The sequence below is a fragment of the Micromonospora sp. NPDC049836 genome, assembly GCF_044465125.1.
Lineage (GTDB): Bacteria > Actinomycetota > Actinomycetes > Mycobacteriales > Micromonosporaceae > Micromonospora.
In genome coordinates, this window is the sequence record NZ_JBITLH010000012.1 from 134,630 (window position 1) to 153,333 (window position 18,704).

16 protein-coding genes and 1 pseudogene are annotated in these 18,704 nt (G+C 68.5%); 7 read left to right on the top strand and 10 right to left on the bottom strand.

Features of this window, described 5'->3' with window-relative positions:
* Positions 1-7 precede the first annotated feature (7 nt).
* The 3 genes from ACIBPB_RS27235 (at position 8) to ACIBPB_RS27245 (ending at position 3,019) form a co-directional block, all read left to right on the top strand.
* A complete protein-coding gene (locus ACIBPB_RS27235) occupies positions 8-298 on the top strand; it encodes a hypothetical protein (RefSeq protein WP_396842276.1) in 291 nt (96 codons plus the stop codon).
* 241 nt (positions 299-539) lie between these two features.
* Complete coding sequence (locus ACIBPB_RS27240; RefSeq protein ID WP_396842277.1) at positions 540-677, top strand: hypothetical protein; 138 nt, start codon at positions 540-542, stop codon at positions 675-677.
* A 284-nt stretch (positions 678-961) separates the two neighbouring features.
* On the top strand, positions 962-3,019 hold the full coding sequence (locus ACIBPB_RS27245; protein ID WP_396842278.1) for a glycogen debranching N-terminal domain-containing protein: 2,058 nt from the start codon (positions 962-964) through the stop codon (positions 3,017-3,019).
* Positions 3,020-3,330: 311 nt separating this feature from the next.
* Here ACIBPB_RS27245 and ACIBPB_RS27250 read toward each other — a convergent pair whose 3' ends face one another.
* Both ACIBPB_RS27250 and ACIBPB_RS27255 read right to left on the bottom strand, forming a co-directional pair.
* The gene (locus ACIBPB_RS27250) at positions 3,331-4,533 is read right to left on the bottom strand and encodes a low temperature requirement protein A (protein WP_396842279.1); all 1,203 of its coding nucleotides are present in this window, start codon (positions 4,531-4,533) and stop codon (positions 3,331-3,333) included.
* Positions 4,534-4,931: 398 nt separating this feature from the next.
* The gene (locus ACIBPB_RS27255; RefSeq protein ID WP_396842280.1) at positions 4,932-5,108 is read right to left on the bottom strand and encodes a hypothetical protein; all 177 of its coding nucleotides are present in this window, start codon (positions 5,106-5,108) and stop codon (positions 4,932-4,934) included.
* Positions 5,109-5,152: 44 nt separating this feature from the next.
* On the opposite strand from ACIBPB_RS27255, the gene ACIBPB_RS27260 reads away from it, so the two are divergent.
* Positions 5,153-5,578 carry a hypothetical protein gene (locus tag ACIBPB_RS27260; protein ID WP_396842281.1) on the top strand — a complete coding sequence of 142 codons (426 nt, stop codon included), beginning with the start codon at positions 5,153-5,155 and terminating at the stop codon, positions 5,576-5,578.
* 46 nt (positions 5,579-5,624) lie between these two features.
* On the opposite strand, the gene ACIBPB_RS27265 is transcribed toward ACIBPB_RS27260, so the two are convergent.
* On the bottom strand, positions 5,625-6,254 hold the full coding sequence (locus ACIBPB_RS27265; protein WP_396842282.1) for a hypothetical protein: 630 nt from the start codon (positions 6,252-6,254) through the stop codon (positions 5,625-5,627).
* 684 nt (positions 6,255-6,938) lie between these two features.
* Between ACIBPB_RS27265 and ACIBPB_RS27270 the strand changes: the two genes are divergently transcribed.
* Positions 6,939-7,421, top strand: coding sequence for an ATP-binding protein (locus tag ACIBPB_RS27270; protein ID WP_396842283.1), 483 nt, complete (start codon positions 6,939-6,941; stop codon positions 7,419-7,421).
* Positions 7,422-7,429: 8 nt separating this feature from the next.
* Positions 7,430-7,753 carry an STAS domain-containing protein gene (locus tag ACIBPB_RS27275; protein ID WP_396842284.1) on the top strand — a complete coding sequence of 108 codons (324 nt, stop codon included), beginning with the start codon at positions 7,430-7,432 and terminating at the stop codon, positions 7,751-7,753.
* Here the strand turns inward: ACIBPB_RS27275 and ACIBPB_RS27280 are convergent.
* The 5 genes and pseudogenes from ACIBPB_RS27280 to ACIBPB_RS27300 all read right to left on the bottom strand — a co-directional run bounded on the left by ACIBPB_RS27280 (position 7,750) and on the right by ACIBPB_RS27300 (position 12,608).
* Positions 7,750-7,938: a hypothetical protein gene (locus tag ACIBPB_RS27280; RefSeq protein ID WP_349876162.1), complete on the bottom strand. Its 189-nt coding sequence runs from the start codon at positions 7,936-7,938 to the stop codon at positions 7,750-7,752. The genes ACIBPB_RS27275 and ACIBPB_RS27280 overlap by 4 nt on opposite strands.
* A 403-nt stretch (positions 7,939-8,341) precedes the next feature.
* Complete coding sequence (locus ACIBPB_RS27285; RefSeq protein ID WP_396842285.1) at positions 8,342-9,178, bottom strand: DUF5994 family protein; 837 nt, start codon at positions 9,176-9,178, stop codon at positions 8,342-8,344.
* A gap of 819 nt (positions 9,179-9,997) precedes the next feature.
* Positions 9,998-11,206 (bottom strand): low temperature requirement protein A, encoded by a 1,209-nt coding sequence (locus ACIBPB_RS27290; protein WP_396842286.1) that lies wholly within the window; start codon positions 11,204-11,206, stop codon positions 9,998-10,000.
* A gap of 502 nt (positions 11,207-11,708) precedes the next feature.
* A pseudogene (locus ACIBPB_RS27295) lies at positions 11,709-12,107 on the bottom strand (IS5 family transposase); the annotation flags it as partial.
* A 132-nt stretch (positions 12,108-12,239) separates the two neighbouring features.
* On the bottom strand, positions 12,240-12,608 hold the full coding sequence (locus tag ACIBPB_RS27300; protein ID WP_349876165.1) for a hypothetical protein: 369 nt from the start codon (positions 12,606-12,608) through the stop codon (positions 12,240-12,242).
* A gap of 377 nt (positions 12,609-12,985) precedes the next feature.
* Between ACIBPB_RS27300 and ACIBPB_RS27305 the strand changes: the two genes are divergently transcribed.
* Positions 12,986-13,924, top strand: a complete 939-nt coding sequence (locus ACIBPB_RS27305; RefSeq protein ID WP_396842288.1) for an ATP-dependent DNA ligase — start codon at positions 12,986-12,988, stop codon at positions 13,922-13,924.
* Between the two features lie 91 nt (positions 13,925-14,015).
* Here ACIBPB_RS27305 and ACIBPB_RS27310 read toward each other — a convergent pair whose 3' ends face one another.
* Complete coding sequence (locus ACIBPB_RS27310; RefSeq protein WP_396842289.1) at positions 14,016-14,675, bottom strand: HNH endonuclease family protein; 660 nt, start codon at positions 14,673-14,675, stop codon at positions 14,016-14,018.
* Positions 14,676-15,828: 1,153 nt separating this feature from the next.
* The gene (locus tag ACIBPB_RS27315) at positions 15,829-18,696 is read right to left on the bottom strand and encodes an ATP-binding protein (RefSeq protein ID WP_396842291.1); all 2,868 of its coding nucleotides are present in this window, start codon (positions 18,694-18,696) and stop codon (positions 15,829-15,831) included.
* Between the last annotated feature and the right edge of the window lie 8 nt (positions 18,697-18,704).

Sequence of the window (18,704 nt, forward strand, 5' to 3'; positions counted from 1 at the left end):
GATCCAGATGGAGCGCGAGAAGCGGGTGATGCTGGCGTGCCCGCCGACGAACATGAACGAGCTGCTGGAGGGCATGGGCGTCCCGCCGTTCGTGCCGTCCGTCGACCACAGCCTGACCTCGTGCGCGGACTGCGGCGCGGACATGTGGATCGGCCCTAACCAGCGCCTCGTCGCGGCCCTCGCCCCGAAGGCGACGCTGCTGCTGTGCATGGCATGCGCGCTGATCGAGCAGGCGAAGCGCGGCGGCACCGTCGGGCACCTCGGCGGCGGCCACGGGAGGCCGCGGCTGCCGGGCTAGTCCGCTGAGCGGACCAGGCGCTGGTCCGCGTCGTGCCCCAGCTTCCTCCGTAGCGGTAAGGGTCGCGGTGGGGGCGTACCGGCCCGGTCGGCGGGTATCCGCGCCCGTCCAGCGGCGAGAAGATTGGTGGTACGGAGTGGGGACGACGGAGATCCGGGTGCACGGCGTGGCCGAACCGGGCCCGGAGAGTCTCCTTGGCCGCCCGGTCGTTGGACCGGGTGGCCGGTGACCGGGAGGCACCGTGCTGGAGCACGCCAGGGTCGAAGTGACTGCGCTGTCCGCCGGCTACGCGGAGGCGCTGGCTCCGCTGCGCCGCGGGCAGGCCGGCCACGATCCGGGCCGGGTCGCGACCGATGTGGCGGTGATGCTCCAGCGATAGCGCCCCGGCGCCGACCGCCGCGTCAAGCCCCGCGTATGCACAGGTCAAGCTCGGCGTGCTGTGCGCGCAGGTCGAAGCGACCGTGGTGGCCGACGACCTCGCCACCCTCACTTGCCGCCCCTTCGGAAAGGCCGAGGCTGGCGGTGGGCAGATTGTCCCGTATCCGGCTAACACTCCGATTCGGAAGCCGTGGTGTAACCACACCTAGAAGGGTAACCACCACCCCACCAGGGCACCGGGCTGGCCAGCGGCGGCGGCTCGTGTGGCCAGAGCGGAGGGGAAGCGTGCGGCTCGACGAGATCAATATCCTGCAGGGAGACGCCTTCGTTGTAAGCGACCGGCAGGGTGACATCAACCCGGCCGCCAACGTTCCCGACGGGCTCTTCTATCGCGACATGCGGCACTTATCGCGGTGGCAACTGCGCCTCAACGGCCACCAAATGGAGGCGCTGAGCGCGGACAACCTCGAATACGACGAAGTTGTTTTCTTTCTGATCGAGCCGACCGGAACGATCTACCGGAACCCGTCGCTGTCGGTCACCCGCCGCCGTGCCGTGGCGACTGGCATGCAGGAGCGCATCACGGTCCACAACTTCGGCAACACGCCGGTCGCGTTCGAACTCACGATGATATTCGACGCCGACTTCGCCGACATCTTCGACGTCAAGGACCAGATGTCAAAGACCGGCCATCTGTACCGCCATCGGCGCGACGGCGGGATCACCTTGGGCTACAGCCGCGCCGACTTCCGCCGCGAAACCCACATCGACGCCCCCGGTGCCTTCGTTACCGAGGAGTCGCTCACCTTCCGACACGAGCTACCACCTGGACAAGAGTGGGGCATCGACATCCAGATCCGGGTTGGGGTCGAAGTGGACGCGGCGCTACAGCGCCGCCACCACCACCCGGACATGCCTTACAGCATCCGAGAATGGCTGGACGCGTCACCCATCTTGGACACGGACTGGGACGACTTGCTGCACATCTACCACCGCAGCCTTCTCGACCTCGCCGCGTTGAGGTTCTACCCCTTCGCCGGAGATAGATCCTCTCTGCCCGCCGCCGGGCTGCCCTGGTTCATGGCGGTGTTCGGCCGCGATAGCCTCCTGGTCAGCTATCAGATGCTGCCGTTCCACCCCGAACTTGCCTATACGACTTTGCGGGCCCTCGCCGAGCGGCAGGCGATCCATGAGGACGACCACCGCGATGCCGAACCAGGGAAGATCATGCACGAACTGCGCAACGGGGAGCGTGCCCATTTCGGCGACCGTCCGCAGTCCCCGTACTTCGGCGCCGCTGACACCACGCCGCTGTTCCTGATCGTCCTGGACGAGTACGAACGGTGGACCGGTGACACGCAGACCGTCCAGGACCTCCAGCCTGCGGCCCGCGCCGCGTTGCGGTGGCTGGAGACGTACGGCGATCTCGACCACGACGGCTACATCGAATACCAGACTCGCAACCCGCGCAGCGGCCTCGTCAACCAATGCTGGAAGGACTCCTGGAACTCCATCGTCCACCCCGACGGCAGCCTCGCCAAGCTTCCCCGGGCCACCTGCGAAATCCAGGGCTATGCCTACGACGCGCGCCGCCGGACGGCGCGGCTCGCGCGGGAGATTTGGAACGACCCCGACCTCGCAGAGCGTCTGGAACGCGACGCCGAGGAACTCTATCGCCGGTTCAACACCGACTTCTGGCTACCCGACCTCGGCTACTACGCACTCGCGCTGGACGGGGACAAGAAGCCGGTGACCACATTGACCTCCAACATCGGACACCTGCTGTGGAGCGGGATCGTGCCGCCCGAACGCGTTGACGCGCTCGCCGCGCTGCTCTGCGGCCCCCGGATGTTCACCGGATGGGGCGTGCGCACGCTCGCCGACGAGCAGCCCGCCTACAACCCGCTTGAGTACCACAACGGCACCGTCTGGCCGCACGACACCGCGATCGCCGCAGCCGGGCTTGCCCGGTACGGACACCGCGACGAAGCCAACCAACTCGCGATGGGACTGTTGCAGGCCGGCCATCATCTGCGCCATCGACTGCCCGAGGCGCTCGCAGGCTACCCACGAGAAAGCACCCTGGTGCCCGTGCTTTACCCCACCGCCTGCTCCCCGCAGGTGTGGGCCGCCGGTGCGCCGATGATGCTGCTCCGCATGATGCTCGGCATCGATCCGGAGCCCGACACTCTGGCCGTACGCCCACAGCTACCTGAGGATCTCCCCCGCCTGGCACTGCATGGAGTGCGCTTCCGCGGCGCCCGGGTCGAGGCCCTCGCGGGCACCGCCGCACATGATCTAGATCGGTTGAAGCCGGTACCGGGCGCCCGGGAGCTTCAGTGAAGAACACACCATTCGGCCGAGATCACCATTGGACGGCAGCGGCCGGACACTGTGCTGGGAGATCCTGCGCGACGACGGCGGCGCCGCCGCGCAGATTGACCGATACCTCGTCCGCCATCGCCCACTTCCACAACACCGCGTCACCGGTTGCTACACGTCCCCGCCGGCCTCACCCGTTCCGCCCGACGACCCGTTCCCCGACGAACCCGCCACTCGCCGGGTAACCGCCATGCCCATTTGCCGGACGAACCATAAGGAAAGATCAACCAGCGGTCAGCCACCCGTGATCAACAGTTAGCGGCAGAACGAGGCTAGTGATCCGTCGCGGTCCCGGCGGCGCCCTGCCTGCGCCGGGTAGCGACCACGGTGGTGGCGACGAGGGTGGCGAGGAGCAGAGCGGTCATGCGGGACGGCGCCGGCGTGAGCGGTGTGAGCAGCACCAGCGCCGCCGTGGCCCAGTACGGCACGGTCATCTTCAGCTGCTCATACGGGCGGATGTGCAGCGTCCAGACTGCGAGCAGGTAGACGGTGACCGGCGCGGCTACCGCGTACCCTGCGGCGACGCGCCCGAGGTGGGCGGTGCCGGTTTGGTAGTCGACGTCGATGGCGAGGCCGGCGCCGAGCGCAGCCGCCGATGCGAAGATCAGGTACTGACCGTATCCCCACAGCAGCGCCACGCGCGGCGAGGCCGCCAGGTGCTGAACTGGGCGATCGAAGTACAGCCACCACATCGCGAAGACGATCACGATGCCGGCACCGGCGATCGACAGAAGAGTGCTTGCCTTGGTCCCCCGGTCAAAGGCGGTCTGGACGGCGAGGCTGGCCGCGAGCACCGACTCGCCGAGCACGATGATGGTGAACAGGCCGTACCGCTCGGTTATGTGGCGGGGGTGCCAGATGATCGGAGCGGGGCGCCTCGCCCAGAACGGCAGCAGCAGCTCGGCTAGGACGATCGCCAGGAAGCCGGGCAACAGCCAGACGTCGGGCAGTGCCAGCCGGGCGAGCCAGGCCGCCTGCAGCACCATGATCCCCACGGCATAGCGCAGTGCGGTGGCCCGCCGCTCCGGGTCGCTGCGGGCCACGCGCAACCATTGCCCGACCATCGCCACCCGCATGATCACGTACCCGTACGTGATGACGGAGAAGTCGCCGTGATCGAAGGCGCGCGGCACGCCACCGGCGATCACCAGCGCCCCGGCGATCTGGACCAGGGTGGTGAGGCGGTAGACGTCGTCCTCGGGGTCGTACGCGGAGGCGAACGTGGTGAAGTTCATCCACGCCCACCAGATCGCGAAGAACACCGCCGGGTAGAGGCCAATGCCGTGACCGATGTCGGCCTCGCCCAGGTTGTGGTGCAGCCGGTCGGCGGCCTGCCTCACCGCGGCCACGAAGCACAGGTCGAAGAGCAGTTCCAGCGGAGTCACGGTCCGGTACGGCTCGTCGGTGGGGCGGGCGACCATGGGCCGGTACCAGGCCCGGACGGGAGGCCGTGGAGGAGTCACTGTGTCGGACATGGCAGCACCTCGGACGGCTCGCGAAGACGATTCCTGCCGCTGATCATTCCGACCGCGGCCCGTCCCGTACCGACGCTCACCAAAGTTCACGTGAACGGGCCTGGAAGTCGACTCCACCGGCCGCATGCGAGGCGCCCCAGACCGAACCAAGGGACGCCGGTGACTGCTACCCGTTCGCTGCTCCGACCTCCGAGGCCGCTATGCGGTTGCGAGAACTCGTTCGCCTATTTCGTGGCCTCATCGACAAGTACGTCCAGGCCCAAGCCACAGGGTTGGTCTACGACCGCATGCTGAACCCCGCGCGGCCGTCGTAGGTCCGGTGTCGCGCGGTCACCACGTGCGTCGCCAGTGGGGCCATTCAGAGCGGGCGCTGGTCCGCCAGGCGGACTAGCCGCGGACTAGCCGCTGCCGGCGCGATGGTCGCGGGCGTCGCAGTCCGCGCCGACCCGCGGCTCCACCTGCACGTCGGCGCACATGCGGCAGCGGATGACCAGGTGCCCGCCGCAGCGGCACGGCCACCGGTCGCGCACCCGGCCGGGTCGCCGACCCACCGACGGCGGGCCGCTGGCTGTCATCTGTGCGACACCCTGTGTGCAAGCACATGGGTACCGTGGCCCGGATGATCCGTACGCGCCGCGTGGTCCTCCCCGCCGCCCTGTTCGTGGCAGCCCTGGCCGGGTGCTCCAGCGAGAGTGAGCCCACCGCTGCATCCGCCAACGGCGCGGCCGCCACGCCGGCGATCACCGCAGCGCCGGTGACAACCGGACCGGCGCCCATCGCCGACGACGCGACCATCCACCATCTGTGCAACACCATCGCCGACCTCGGCAACAGCCTCAACTTCGACTCCGACGCGAACCTGGCTGCCGGACAGCGCGCCGAGCTGATCGTCGACCCGAAGTTCTCTCTGCCCGGGCGGGGCCTCGTGAAGGCGGCAGGAGCGGCCAGCGCCGCCCCAGGGCCCGACACGAACATCGATCTCGCCCAAGCCCAGCTCGACTTTCTGGACGCCTGCGGAGACAAGTACGGCGATGGACCCTGGTAGCTACTCGTGATCCACTCCCCGTGCCGCGTCGGTGCCTCCGCCGCTGCTACTGCGGGGTGAGTGGTGGCGGCGACAGGTGGGATGCCATGTGGCGGATCGTCGGCCCGCCGGATTCGTGATAGGCGAGGATGATGTCCGGCTCATGGTCGGCGTCTGTGTGGCCCTCGTCCGGCCTCTGGTGGCTAAGACCCCCTCGGTGGTCCCGTGGGGCGCCGACAGTCACATTGATGTCGACGCGCTCCACGTCATCGTCCGTCTTCCCGGACGGGCCGCTGCTGACCACGAGGACGGTCGAGCGGTTCTCATCCGGGCGTGACGGCAAGCTGACGGTGCTTGACGGGTTCGGCGTTGAGACAAGGCTGCGGCATGGCCGGCCGCGGACGTGCAGCGCCTGAGCGAGGTGATCGACGAGGGCTAGGTGTGAATCCGGGCAGGCGACCGCTACACGCAGGCCTCTGCCGACTGACGCTGTCACCATCGCATCGGCGATGGTCGCGAGCACCGCCCGCTCCCGCGCGACCGCGGAAAGATCCATCACCATGAGGCCCCCACCCAGCTCGCCGTCGCCGGCGGCTCGAATATCCAAGGATGAGTCGTCCGGATATCGCCGGTTTCGCCACCGGCTGCCAGGCGCCGGTCCGATTGCCATCCCTGCCGCCAACATCAGCGCAACCAACCGCTTGCTCGTTACATCGTCCCCTCAGGAACGTCGTCCTGCCGTCGGCGGCGCAGGGGCCGCCCCACAGCACCGACCTTGCTTCCTGATCTTGTCGGCGTCCGGGCCTGACGTGCTCTATCGACGCCGTGCCGATGGTTTTCCTGCTCTGCGATCGGGGTACGGACTGGGCAACTCGCTGCCCCTCTGCGGGTTGCTCAAGCATGGGGAGATCAGGGATGACGACGGTGCCTGCGCCAGTCGCGGATCACGCCGAGGACCAACTCAACCGGGAGCTGGCAGAACTGCACGTTCGCGCTAGGCACGCGGCAGCGCACAGCTGGCCGATATTCATGCGCGCCTTGCAGCGCTCGAGGAGCAGATCCGGCGCCATCAGCAGCGCAGATAGTCAGCTGTCCGCTCGCCCGAGCTGCCGCATGCCTGGTGCTGGCTGGCTGCTCATCGCGCGGAAGGCCCCGTTCTGGGGGGAACGGGGCCTTCCTGAGCGCCATGCGGGAACCCCGGGGGGCGATGGGCATCCCCGCTCCGGATGGGTGGCCGCGCACCCCGACCTCTCAAACCGGTCACCGGCGCATCGAGGGAACATACTAGGCAGGGCTCGCGGCACCTACAGAGCGGGTACCCGTTTGAGGCATGCCGTGGCCAAGCCATGAAGCGCCCCACCCCGACGTCCCATCGCATGCGGTGGTCCTCCACCAGTTGTGCGGTGCCCAGGTGAGCAGGGGTGGCCACGTCGGGGCCGGTGGGGGCGATCCGGACGATGTCCGGGCCGGCGCGACTCTACTGTCGGACTCGATCACCGAGGTCGCGGTGACGCGGCTGCGGCACGCCGTCGCCGCGGCCGCCGGCGCGGCCGGTCTCGCTGGTGACGCGTTGGAGGACTTCGTCTTGGCCGTGCACGAGCTGGTCACCAATGTCGTGCGCCACGGTGGCGGCAGCGGGCGCCTCCGCCTGCTGCGCGACGCCGTATCCCTGTCGTGCCAGGTCACCGACGACGGTCCCGGAACAGAGCATGTTCCGATGGCGCTGCCGCAACCCCGAACCCCCGGCCACCGCGGCCTGTGGCTGGCCCAGCAACTCACCGACAGTCTCGCCTTCGACAGCGGGCCGCACGGCACGACAGCCACCGTCACCGCCCGCCTCCCCGGCGTACAGTCGAGCGGGTGAGGTGCGGCGTGGACCAGACGTGGCTGTCGGAGACGACCGTGAGCGACGGGACCGCGGTCGTGACACTTTTCGGCGAACTCGACATGGCCGCAGCCAGCCAGCTGGGGGAGGTGCTGCAGGCCGCGATCGCCCGCGCGCCCCGCGTCCAGGTCGACCTGGCACGGGTCAGCTTCATCGACTCCACCGTGCTGAGCGCATTCGTCAACGCCCACGGCCGTGCCACCGATTCGGGTGTCAGCCTTGCCCTGGTCAATCCCACCGGCCATGTCCGCCGGGTGCTGGCGATGACCGGGATCCTGCCAGCGCTCAGCTCGCCCGACGCCGGCGACTAGGGGCGAGCAACGATGGACAGTCGCAGGCCGTTCTCTGTCTCCTCGATGAGCACACGATCACCGTGGCTGCGGTCGGGCAGCATCGCGTCGTAGAGTTCTTCGTTGCTGATCTCCACGTGGCCACCGGACCTGCTGATGAGGACGTTGAGTACGGCGCGCAGGTTGACATCGCTGAGGTAGCGCATGGGGGTTGTCTCCATAGGTCTTGCTGCTCGAATCGACATGAGTGCAGTTCAGTCCCTGCGACCGGGATGACGTCTGCTCGTCGGAAACCGACCGATGCGGCGGACGCCGCTCCAGACGTGCGCTGGATCTCGCCGACGAGGATGGCAATGGCGACGATCGGTGCGGGTCGGTGTGCCAGGCGTGGAACCGGGTCAACGTTGCGGCGAACAAGGACGTCAGTGTTGCCTTCCTGTGTGTCCGAGGTCGTGACAGGCCGGGTCGTGCCGGCAGGAGCCGGTCAGGCTGGGCCACGGGCGTCGCCCGCGCGACGGGTCCCTCGGGCCCGGAGGCTGGTCCCCGGTTCCCGCGGGCCGTAGTGGCGCGGCGGCATCCGCCGCGCCACCGATCCCAGCAGGGCCACGCTTACCGAGCTGTCGGCTCGCCGAGCTCGCCGGTGTCGAGACGCAGGGTCGCGAGCAGCCCGGCGTGCTGGGCGGGGTCGACCTGCTCCGGGAGCTCCCGCTCGACCCAGTCGGCCCTCGTGTGCTGGCCGCGCCGACGCAGCGCGGAAACGATCGTGTGCCGGGCGATTGTCATGATCTGCTCCTCAGTGGCGATGTTGGGAGGATTGCCGGTCCTTCGCTGCCTCGGCGGAGGTGCTGTCGGCGCGGGCGCCGGTTCCGTTGGCGCAGGCTGTCCGGCGGGTCCAGCGTCGGCGGTGCGGGAAGCGACCGCGGCAGGGTCGCCGGGGGCGGTGCGGAGACGGCCGCCACCCCCTCCCAGGTGTGCCTGCCCGGGCTGTCGGCCATCGCCTCGGACCTCTCGCGCGGCGAGGGCGAGCAGCTGCGGAGCATGGACCACGTTGCCGGCGGTAGCGGCGCGCGCCATCGCCGCCTCGGCCAGGTCGACCGGGGTATCCGGCGGGACGACCAGCAGGTCGACCCGATCATCGTTGAGGCAGATGGCGGTCAGCAGGCTGGCGGGCTGACTGGTGAAGTAGCCCAACCGCAGGACCCTGCCGCCGATGGTCAGGCGGCATGGATTGCCGTCCCAGATCTGGGTGTTGAGAAGCAGCCGGACGATCGGCCCGTGCAGCAGGTCGATGGCGAGGACGAGGCCGGGCAGCTCCGCGACCGGATCTGTCGAGCGGGGCCACCAGCCGCCGTCGAGCAGCGTGCGCGCGGACCGGGTCGGTTCGATACGCAGGCGCGGCGTCGACGGCGGCAGTGGGGGAGCGAGGGGGCTGCTCGATGGCGTCATGTTGGATCCTTATCGCCGTGACCGCGGCGTAGCGGTGGGCCGTGCGCGGAGGCGCGCCATCCGCCGGGCGGGGACCGGTTCGTCCACCCGTCCGGCCGAGTCGTCGGTTGCCCGACTGAGTCGCGCGCTGCAGCTGGGTGTGCGGATCACCATGGCGACGATCGCGAGCGGCGCGCCGGGGCGCGGACGTCGATGCGGGTCGCGCCGGCGCGGGTCAACGGCACCCGCACGGTGGGAGGGGGGTGCTGGTTCCCCATCCTCCGACGGCGGGAGGTCGGTCAGGTCGCTGCGGATCGGGTGCTTCGGGTACGAACATGGCATCCCCTCGGGCGGAGCCGGCGTGGCGGGCACCTCAAGAACGGGATGTCGTCGATTCCGGGACAGCCCCAGCCTACACCTGTCCGGGCAGTCAGGTCGGTGGCGCCGCATTAGGGGCCCGGGCTCGTCCCGAACGGGCCGTGGTCGGCGCCTGCCCGACGACGCTCAGCCACGCGGGATGGCCGGAGCCGCCAGGACCCGAACACTGAGGTGACCGAGTCGGCCGCCGAACCACAACGCCGATCCGACGTCTGTACGGCCCCGGGGGGACGACGGCTTGGTTGTCGGTCGCGGCCAGCTGCATGATCGGGCTTCTTAGCTCGACGTCCGCGTACTCGTCGACAGCCCCGGGGAACTCACGGAACGAGCCGAGACTCTGCAGCCTGCGCCGTCTTGAAAGGTCGTTCCAGTCAGCGACGCGGCCGGCGGAATGCAGCGCTGGTAATAACGCCGGGTCAGCCAGGATAAGGACGGGTCCAGAAGGTTGCTGGCCAGTGCAGGTCAGGGTCGATACGAAGCCATTCTGCCGGGTGCGGCTGGCTTCGGTACCCGGGGGAACAGTCGCCACGAGATCACGTTGGAGATGGCGACTCCGGTGAGTACGGCGGTGGCCGCGACGGCGACCAGGACCGGGGGAAGCGCGAGCGTCACCGGCGCCAGCACGACAAGCGCCAACAGTCCGATCGGTCGGGACCAGGAGACGTGGCTGAAGGTCACGTAGTCGAGCAGGGCCCGCCCGAGCAGGAACACCGCAGGACCGCCGAGGATCACCAGGACCCAAGGTCGCTCGTTTTGACCGAGCGGGTGCGAGATGATCAGCTCGTCGCCCACGGCGGTGAGGCCGACGCCGGCGATCATTATGAGATGTGCGAATGAGGCAAGTCTGCCGATGTATGCCGGGGACTGTGCCGATGCGATGGCGACGGCCAGCAGCTCACCCGCCCGGTAGAAGTAGACCTGCCACAGCAGAACCGTGATAGCAAACGACACCAGCAGCGCCACCGCTCGGTCCCGCTCGAGGCCGTACGGGCTGATCTGGATGCCGGAGATCAGGATCGCCTCGCCCAACGCAACGATTAGAAGCTGCCGGTAGCGCTCGGTGAGATGGTCTTCTTGGATCGGATGGGCCCGGAACCCGGCCCGGCCGAGTCGCGGCGTTGGGTAGTCGAGGACCCCCGCGACGTAGTCCAGAGCGACGGCCACGCTCCACCAGGCCAGCCGCGCACCGCTTTCTGCATAGGCGCCGGCGATCCACGGCACCGCTGAGATGAGGGCCCAGAACAGGTTTCGAACACAGACCAGCCGTATCTCACTGTTTGTGCCAATCACGATGATCCACAGCGGGCGGATTAGCTGGATCGCGACGTAGACCCCTGCGAAGAGCGAACCCCTTTCGTCGTATGCCCCCGGTACCGCGGTGGCCATCAGCAGGCTGCCGAGCGTGGTGCCGATGACCAGCAACTGGATCCCTGGCCGAGTGGAGTCGTACCTGTTGGTCGCCCATACCAGCCGGTACCACACCCACCACAGCGCCAACGTGAGCACCAACGTCGCGTAGCCCGTTCGCCAACTGAGGTCCGAAACCATCCTGTCGGAGAGCCGGGTGAACGCGAACACGAACACCACGTCGAACAGCAGTTCCACGAAGCCGGCCCGCTCGGACTGCTTGTACGTCCCCGGCTGCTCACCCGCCCTACTCTCCATAGCCATGGGGCGACGCTACTTGTGATCTCCTGAGACGGGCTGCCGAATGCGGGTCCGCTGCTAGCGTGCAGCCGCACCCCTGCTTGCCGCCACGCTCCTGCCGCACGCGTTGTAGACGGATGGCCAGGTTGCCGGTGCAGAGCCGGTGGCTACTACGGTGAGGTCGACGCTTCGCCGACGCGGCTACCACCTCCTATTCGCCGCCGTCACCACCGCATGCCTTCTCGCCGCCGTTGCCATGCCGGCCATGGAGGAGAGCCGAACCGACAGGGCGACGCGTACCGCAACCAGCCCGGCTGACCGTGCCCGGGTTGTTTGGTCGATCGGCAAGTCAGCTGAAGGAACTCCGGCACCAGCGGGCCCCGGCGGCCAGCTCGGGATCCGCTGATCCAACCGAAGTGGTTACTCACCGAGTTTGATGGCGCCCAGTAGACGCAGGCCGCGTTGGTTATCGGTCCGTGTCGATCCCGACACACACCCAAACCCAACACTCCAGGTCAACCCCGGCTTCGAGGTGCTGGCCTCCGAGACGACTCAGATGCCCGTCGGTGCGCGCGCCTGCGGCGTGCTGGTGGGCGCGGCTGGTCATCGAGTCCACGCTCACCGCCCAGGCGATCCGGCCCTGCGCGTCGCCGGCAGCTTGCAACGCGGACAGGATCTTGTCCCAGGTCCCGTCACGCTGCCAGCGGCGAAACAGGCCATAGACGGTGGGCCAGGGCGCGTACTCGGCTGGGACGTCACGCCATGCGGCACCGATCCGGATCCGCCACCGGATCCCGTCGATGAGCTGTCGTTTCTCCCACTTCGGCGGACGACCTGTCGTCGGCGCGGCAGGCAACAGCGGGGCGAGAACAGCCCACTGCCTGTCGGTCAGGTCATGCCGCCTCGTCACCGCGACGCTGGGCACGAGGTCTCCGGTATGAGGTTCTTGCTTGGTCGCAGAACCAGATACCGGAGACCTCTTCAGTTATCGATCACCGCCACGCGCAACGTCGCGGATCGCTCGACTTACGGAACACGCCTTAGTCCGTCAGGCGGACTAGCTGTCGGTGCGGCGCGGGGTGCAGTCGGCGCTGACGACCGGGTCCACCCGGACGTCGGGGCACATGCGGCAGCGCAGCAAAAGGTGGCCGCCGCACGAGCAGGGCAGCCAGTCGCGCACCGCCCGGGTCGCCGACCCGCCGACGTAGCTGTGCCCGCGCCGGCAGCGGTCCGGCTCGGCGCCGACCAACTCGCGCACCTGCCGATACGGGAAGGCGACGACGTGCCGGTCGGCGCGGGCCCGCGCGACCAGATGCCGCAGCTCGGCGGGGGAGTCCACGACGTGCTGGACCATGGTCACGCCGGCGGGTGAGTTGCCGGCCCGGTCCCACCGGATCGTGATGTGCCATCGGGTACGCCACTCCACGGAGAGAAGGCTACTAGAACACTTGTTCGATTGCGTCAGACCCGCCAGGAAGACTTGCTGGATGTCCGGACGAGATCCGGTATGCCGAGCGGGCCGGGTAGCAGAAGCACCGATGTGAGGCGCTCCCCCCATGCATTCGTTGTGCCTGATCTGCACCCGGGGCCTGCTCCCGCTCCCCGACGATGGCGGGGGAGGGGCAAATATGAGTGGCGCTCACTATCCGGACGGATGGGGTTGGAGGGGGTGAGCCCGGCCTGGCGGTGGGAAACGTCGCCAGGTGGGCTGGTGCTACGCCGGCCTGTCGCCCCGATGCTGGCCGCGTCGGTCGACTCGGTGCCCGAGGGGCCGAACCTGGTCTATGAACCGAAGTGGGATGGGTGGCGGGCGCTGGCCTCCGGGGAGCCTCCGACGTCTACCTGCAGTCCCGCGCCGGCAGGAATCTGACGCCGTACTTCCCGGACATCACGCGGGCGGTGCGGGCGTTCGTCCCGCCCGGTGTGGTCCTCGACGGGGAACTAGTGGTCTGGGAGCGCGGGCGGACGAACTTCGCCCTGTTGCAGCGGCGGGTCACCGCCGGCCGACAGTTGCTGCGGGAAGCCCGTGAGCACCCGGCCTACTACGTGACCTTCGACGTTCTCATCGACGCCGGCGGAGAGCCGGTGCTCGACGGGCCACTGGTCGAGCGTCGTGCCCGGCTGCTGCGGCTGCTCGCCGGCGCCCCGCCGCAGCTGGCGGTCACCCCGCAAAGCGCCGACCTGTCCGAGGTCAGCGAGTGGCTGACTACCTGGACCGCGGCTGGCGTCGAGGGTGTGGTGATCAAACGGCTCGACAGCCGGTATGAGCCTGGCCGGCGAGGATGGGCGAAGTTCCGGGTACGTGCCACCACGGAGGCGATCATCGGCGGCGTCACCGGCAGCGTCCGCAACCCCGACACCGCTCTCCTCGGCCGCTTCGACCGGCGGGGTCGGCTCCGGTACACCGGCCGAACGCACCCGCTGGCCACGCCGCAGCGTCTGGAGCTGGCTTCGCTGCTGTCCCCGCCACGTCCGACCGAGCGCCGTATTGCCATTCACCCCTGGCCCGATCCGCTGCCCGCCACATGGTCCGGCCAGTTCGAGCGGCCCGAGCCGCTGCGCTACGCCCAGGTCGAGCCGACCGTCGTGGCCGAGATTGAGGTGGACACCGCCTACGAGCACCACCGGTGGCGCCACCGCGTGCGGTACGCGCGGCCCAGGCCGGACCTGTCGGTGTACGACGTGCCGCTGATCCTCGGCGAAGGCGAAGACCCCTTCTCCGACTACGCCAGGAGCGCCTGATTGACCGCGGCTGAAGTCCTGCCACAGCAAGGGCGCCGCAACCAGCCGGGCCATGCAACCGACCAGCGGGCGCGACGCCCTTCCTGTGCCGTCAGAAGGCGCGGGCGACGGTGATGGTGACGTTCGGGCAGGAGTTCGCCCAGCTGGTCAGGGCGTTCTTCTCGGCGGTGTCGACGGTGAGCCGCCACCGGATCTTCGTGGCCACCCACTCGTTGATGTAGCGGCAGCGGGCGGAGCTGTACGGCGGCATCCAGGTGGCGGGGTCCTGGTCACCCTTGGCCTGGTTGACGTTGTCCGTGACGGCGACCAACGGCCGAGAGTCCCCCAGGTCGTTGGCGTAGGACTGGCGGCGGCTGGTGGTCCAGTTGCGGGCGCCGGAGTCCCAGGCTTCTGCGAGGGGCACCATGTGGTCGATGTCGAGATCACTGGTGAGGGTCCAGTAGGCGTTGTCGTAGTAGGAGTACCAGCGGCCGCCGGACAGGGAGCAGCCGGACCCAATCGTGGGCTTGGTGGTGGCTTCGGCGATGAGGACCTCGTAGCGGGTGTTGCAGCCATCGCCGTCGGCGTCGATCCAGAGCGGGAAAAGGCTGCGGTCGTACCCGGTGCGGACCTCGGTCGCGACAGGCAAGTTCGCCACGGCGGTGCGCAGGGCGGCTGAGTAGGTCTCGGCGTGGGCGGGGGCGGCGGTCAGGGCGGTGGTGGCGGTAACGGCAGCCAGCAGGGTGGCGGCCCAGCGCAGGGTACGGGTCACGGTCGGCTCTCCCGGTCATCGAAGATAGCGGTACTTCGATATGCACAGGTGTCGACCGGCGTGGCAACGGTCTACAAGCGAACAGCCGCAGAACAGCCGCTCCGCCGACGGTAGCTGTCAGTTCGCACTCCGCAGTCCTCGAACCCATCTACAGTTCCGAGACCACCACGCTGCCTCAACGTCGAAGACTCGCCGGACCGTCCACCCTGCCCCGTCCGGATGGAGGACGCCCGATCGACGCCACGCGGATGGCGGCGGTGTCAGTTGGCATCTATCGTCATAGCCAGGCGCTGCCCGTCCCCCCGTGCGGGCAGCGCCTCATTAGCGAGCACAGTCGTCAGCTGGTCTAGGCTGGTATGGCGTGCGGGTGCGCAGCATGGCGTACCAGACGGTGACTCTGCGCCGTGCCACCGCGAGCAGCGCGTCGTTGCGGCCCCGCCGCGCGAGCGGCCAGGGTCAGCGCAGGGCGGCCGCTGACCTGATCCACCACGACCTGCACGGTGCCGTGTTCGGCCAGCTCGGCGAACACTCACGCCCCCACCGTCGCGCTGGCGATGTCGTTCGGGACTGGGCTGCCCGTTTACGCGGGGCTTGAGGAGTAGGGCAGTGGAAGCCCAACGTCGACAGCGAGGTCGGACAAGCGGCCGGTGTCGTCGCGTCGGCGGCGAAATGCGCTACGAGGTCCAGCGGCAGCCTGCGGAAGGTCACAAAGCAGCAGTGGCAGGACGAGGCGTGACGGCATTGAGCCCTCGGGCGGCGGTAGCTGTCAGTCCGTCGCCTCCGAAGCGGGCTGCCGGTACTGGTAGACCTCGACGTCATCAAACCTGTCGGCGAGGACGTAGACGTGCTCCACCGGGGGGCCGGGACATCGCTCGCCCCGAGGTAGAAGCCAGTCTTAGGCAGCTTGACCACCGCTGGCGGTCTGCCGTGGGCGGCGACCTCCACCGGCATCAGCCGACCGTCGACCGGCCCACCCAGAAACCACGCCTCGACCGCCGTCACCCGGCCATCATGCCGCTCCGCGCCCCGCTGTGGTCGACATCCCTCGCTAAGGCAACCGCCACCGCCGAGACGGACGTTCGGCCACTGCGAGGGGGACCAGCGGCAGCTCCCGCCCCGATGCCGACGCGGGAGCCGCACTGGCTCTCAACGTCTAGGACTCGGTGGTGTCAACTTTGGCGTCAATGCGCGATTGCCGAAGTCCTTCGAGAACGGTGAGTTCCAGAACCTCGCGGGGAATACCGGCCGCAGGCCCGTCGGCCCTGATCTCGATATCCACTTCCAGCGATGCGCCTACTGCGGCAAGCGGATTGATGGCCGAGCGCAAGACGTCGCGAACCTGATCGGCGGCGATACCGTCCAAGGTGAGCCGTACAGCTGTGACCACCTTCTTCTTCGTCGATCCCGTACTGGTCCCGCCGCCGGTGGCGCTGGTGTCCCCGCCGCTGCCTCCGATCAAGTCCGTGCCCTGGCCGACAGTGCCGGTTCCGGTCGCGGTTCCGCTCGTCGAGCCGGTGCCGCTACTGTCGCCGCCCGACGCCGTCCCTGTACCTGCCGTCCCTGCCGGCGAACGGCTTTGCAGGTCGGCGGCGACGGTGCCTCGTACGAGCCACGTGCCTGGCTGAAACTGGATCTCGCTGTCATCCAGCCTGTCGCCGAATCTAACGACGGAGTCGGGCGCGTCGGGCGCTGACCCGGACACGAGACCGAACACCCTCCTTGCGCAGCCTTCCGCCAATGCGGCTTGCAGGACCTTGCGGGACGAGAGCTTCGGAAGGCGAACGAGTGTTGCGAAGTACCCGGCGAGCCGGTCCAGCTCAACCATGTCGGTGCCCTCGGGTAGGAGCCCAAAACGGTCCGACAACAGCGCGGCCGGGGACAGCTTGGCGATGAGTCGATCAGCTCCGGTGAGGTACGAGGTGACCTGGCCGGTGATGGTCGCGTCCGCGCCGGCGGGCCCGAGGTCGATGCGGTCGAGCGCGACCTGCCCGGCGCCCTCTCCGAGGAGGACGAGGTGCCGGTACGCCATGACCGCCTGGTGCGGAAGCCGGTCCTGGGTGCCGGCGAGCCGCTTGGTGAGCTGTTCACGTTGCTCGGCGTTGAACCGCTTCAGCCGTACCTGGTCGCTTTGGACGTCTTGCAGGGCCAGCAGGGTTCGCGCACTCGCTCGGGCCTTGGTCAGCGCGTAGCTGTCGGCGACGACCAGGACGGCGGAGTTCTTGTTCGACCGAAACACGCTCCCGCGGTTCTCAAGGATCTGGCGCGCGAGGGCGAGCGTGGTCGGGGTGGTCTCGCCGTTGATCCGGTGCTCGAAATCAAGAACGCCGAGCGTGAGCCGAGGTTCGTCGGGCAGGTCGTTCGAGTCGTGCACCCACGGCCGCACCCGGAACTCCTCGGTCTCCGGGACGACCTTCTTGATGGTGTCGCGGAGGACCTGTTCGATGCGGCGGTCCTCAATCGCGGCTTCACGCTCGAGGACAACCTTGTTCAGGTTCGGCTCGGTCGTGAATCGGTATCGGCCGCCCTCCAGCCGCATGTACCAGAGGAGCCCTTCCAGGGTGTCGCGGACATCCTCGATCAGCCCTCGGCTCATGCCCGGTCGGCCGACTCCGAGGAGCATGTGCACAGCCGAGGCACCGAGGACTTTGTCAGGTCCGAACGAGTCGAGGAACGCTGTCGTCGCGAGGCCGGTGGCGAGCATTGCGTCTTTCACCTGCCCGCCCCGGCGGGCGTCCTCCTCCTGGGCCTTGGAGTCGGGGCGGATGATGTCGGCGTTTAGCGCCGCCTTGTATGAATCCCCGGCGAATCGCAAGATCTCGGCGCGGACACCTGCGTCGGCGAGGGGCATGTCGCCGGGGTGGATGAGCGGACTCTTCGACCGGGCCTGCGACAGCGCCTTCACGCAGTGGGCGAGCGTTCGTAGCGCACCTCGAGTTCGCTGGAACCCGGAGAGCGACCCCCACCGATTCGTGAGGATGTCCACGAGTTCCGGATGGAACGGATAGGCGGCGGCGATGCGGTCTCGGTATGCCTGCTCGGAGTACCCGCCTGGCAGTGCGTCCGCCAGGGACTGGTACCAGTCGCAGTACGCGTCGGCTACTTCGCGGCGCTGCTCAGGCGTGCCGACGCCGGTGAAAAGGCGGCGGTGAAGAATCGGGAAGATGTCGTCACCCTCAACTGGCGTGACGATGTTCTCTGTCCGGCCCACGACGCGCGAAAGACGATCCTGCATCTCCAAGCCCGCGACGGTCGCATAGTCCTCAGCGCGCGAGGACGTCAGAGTCGCCAGCACAGCGACGCCGCGAGTGTTCGCGGCGGCAGTGACAAGCTCCTTGATGAACGTGAGCGTCATGCCGGCGAGGTTTCCGTCCCCGGCCGCCACGGCGAGAGCCTTGTTCAGGTACTCAAGGGTCTCGTCGACGAGGACCAGACACGGCGAGTGCTCCGTGAGGAGCGCTTGCAACTCGACGGTCGAGGAGCCGTGCATCTTCTTGTCTGCGTCAGCGACCTTTTCCCACGCGGGCTTCCCACCGAGCCGGTAGGCCAGGTGGCCGAGCAGCGAAGTCAGTTGGCACCCGTCCTCGGTGACGACCGGCGCGACCTTCAGCGCACTGCCGTCGAGGACGACGACCTTCGCCTTCGGGATGCTGTTTCCGGGTAGCAGAGAGGCGAGCTGACGGCCGAGGTCGGTGCCTGTGACCTTCTCGGGGGTCCCGAAGATGTGGAATGCGGAGAGGAGCGTGTGGGTCTTGCCGCCACCGAACTCCGTCTGTAGGCGGTACACCCCCGCGGCGGAGTCGTCACCTGCGAGTCGGCTTCCCAGCTCGGTCAGCACTGCACGGAGGTTCCCGGTGAGGTACGTCTTCTCGCAGAATGTGTACGGGTCGAGATAGTCCTTAGGACCGAGGCCCTCGGCGACCAGGCCGAGGTCCGCGGCGAACAGTGACTCGTCGAAGGATCCGTCCGCGATGTCGGTGCGCGGCTCGGCGATTGACAGCCAGGGGGTGAGGGCAATCGTCATCGTCATCT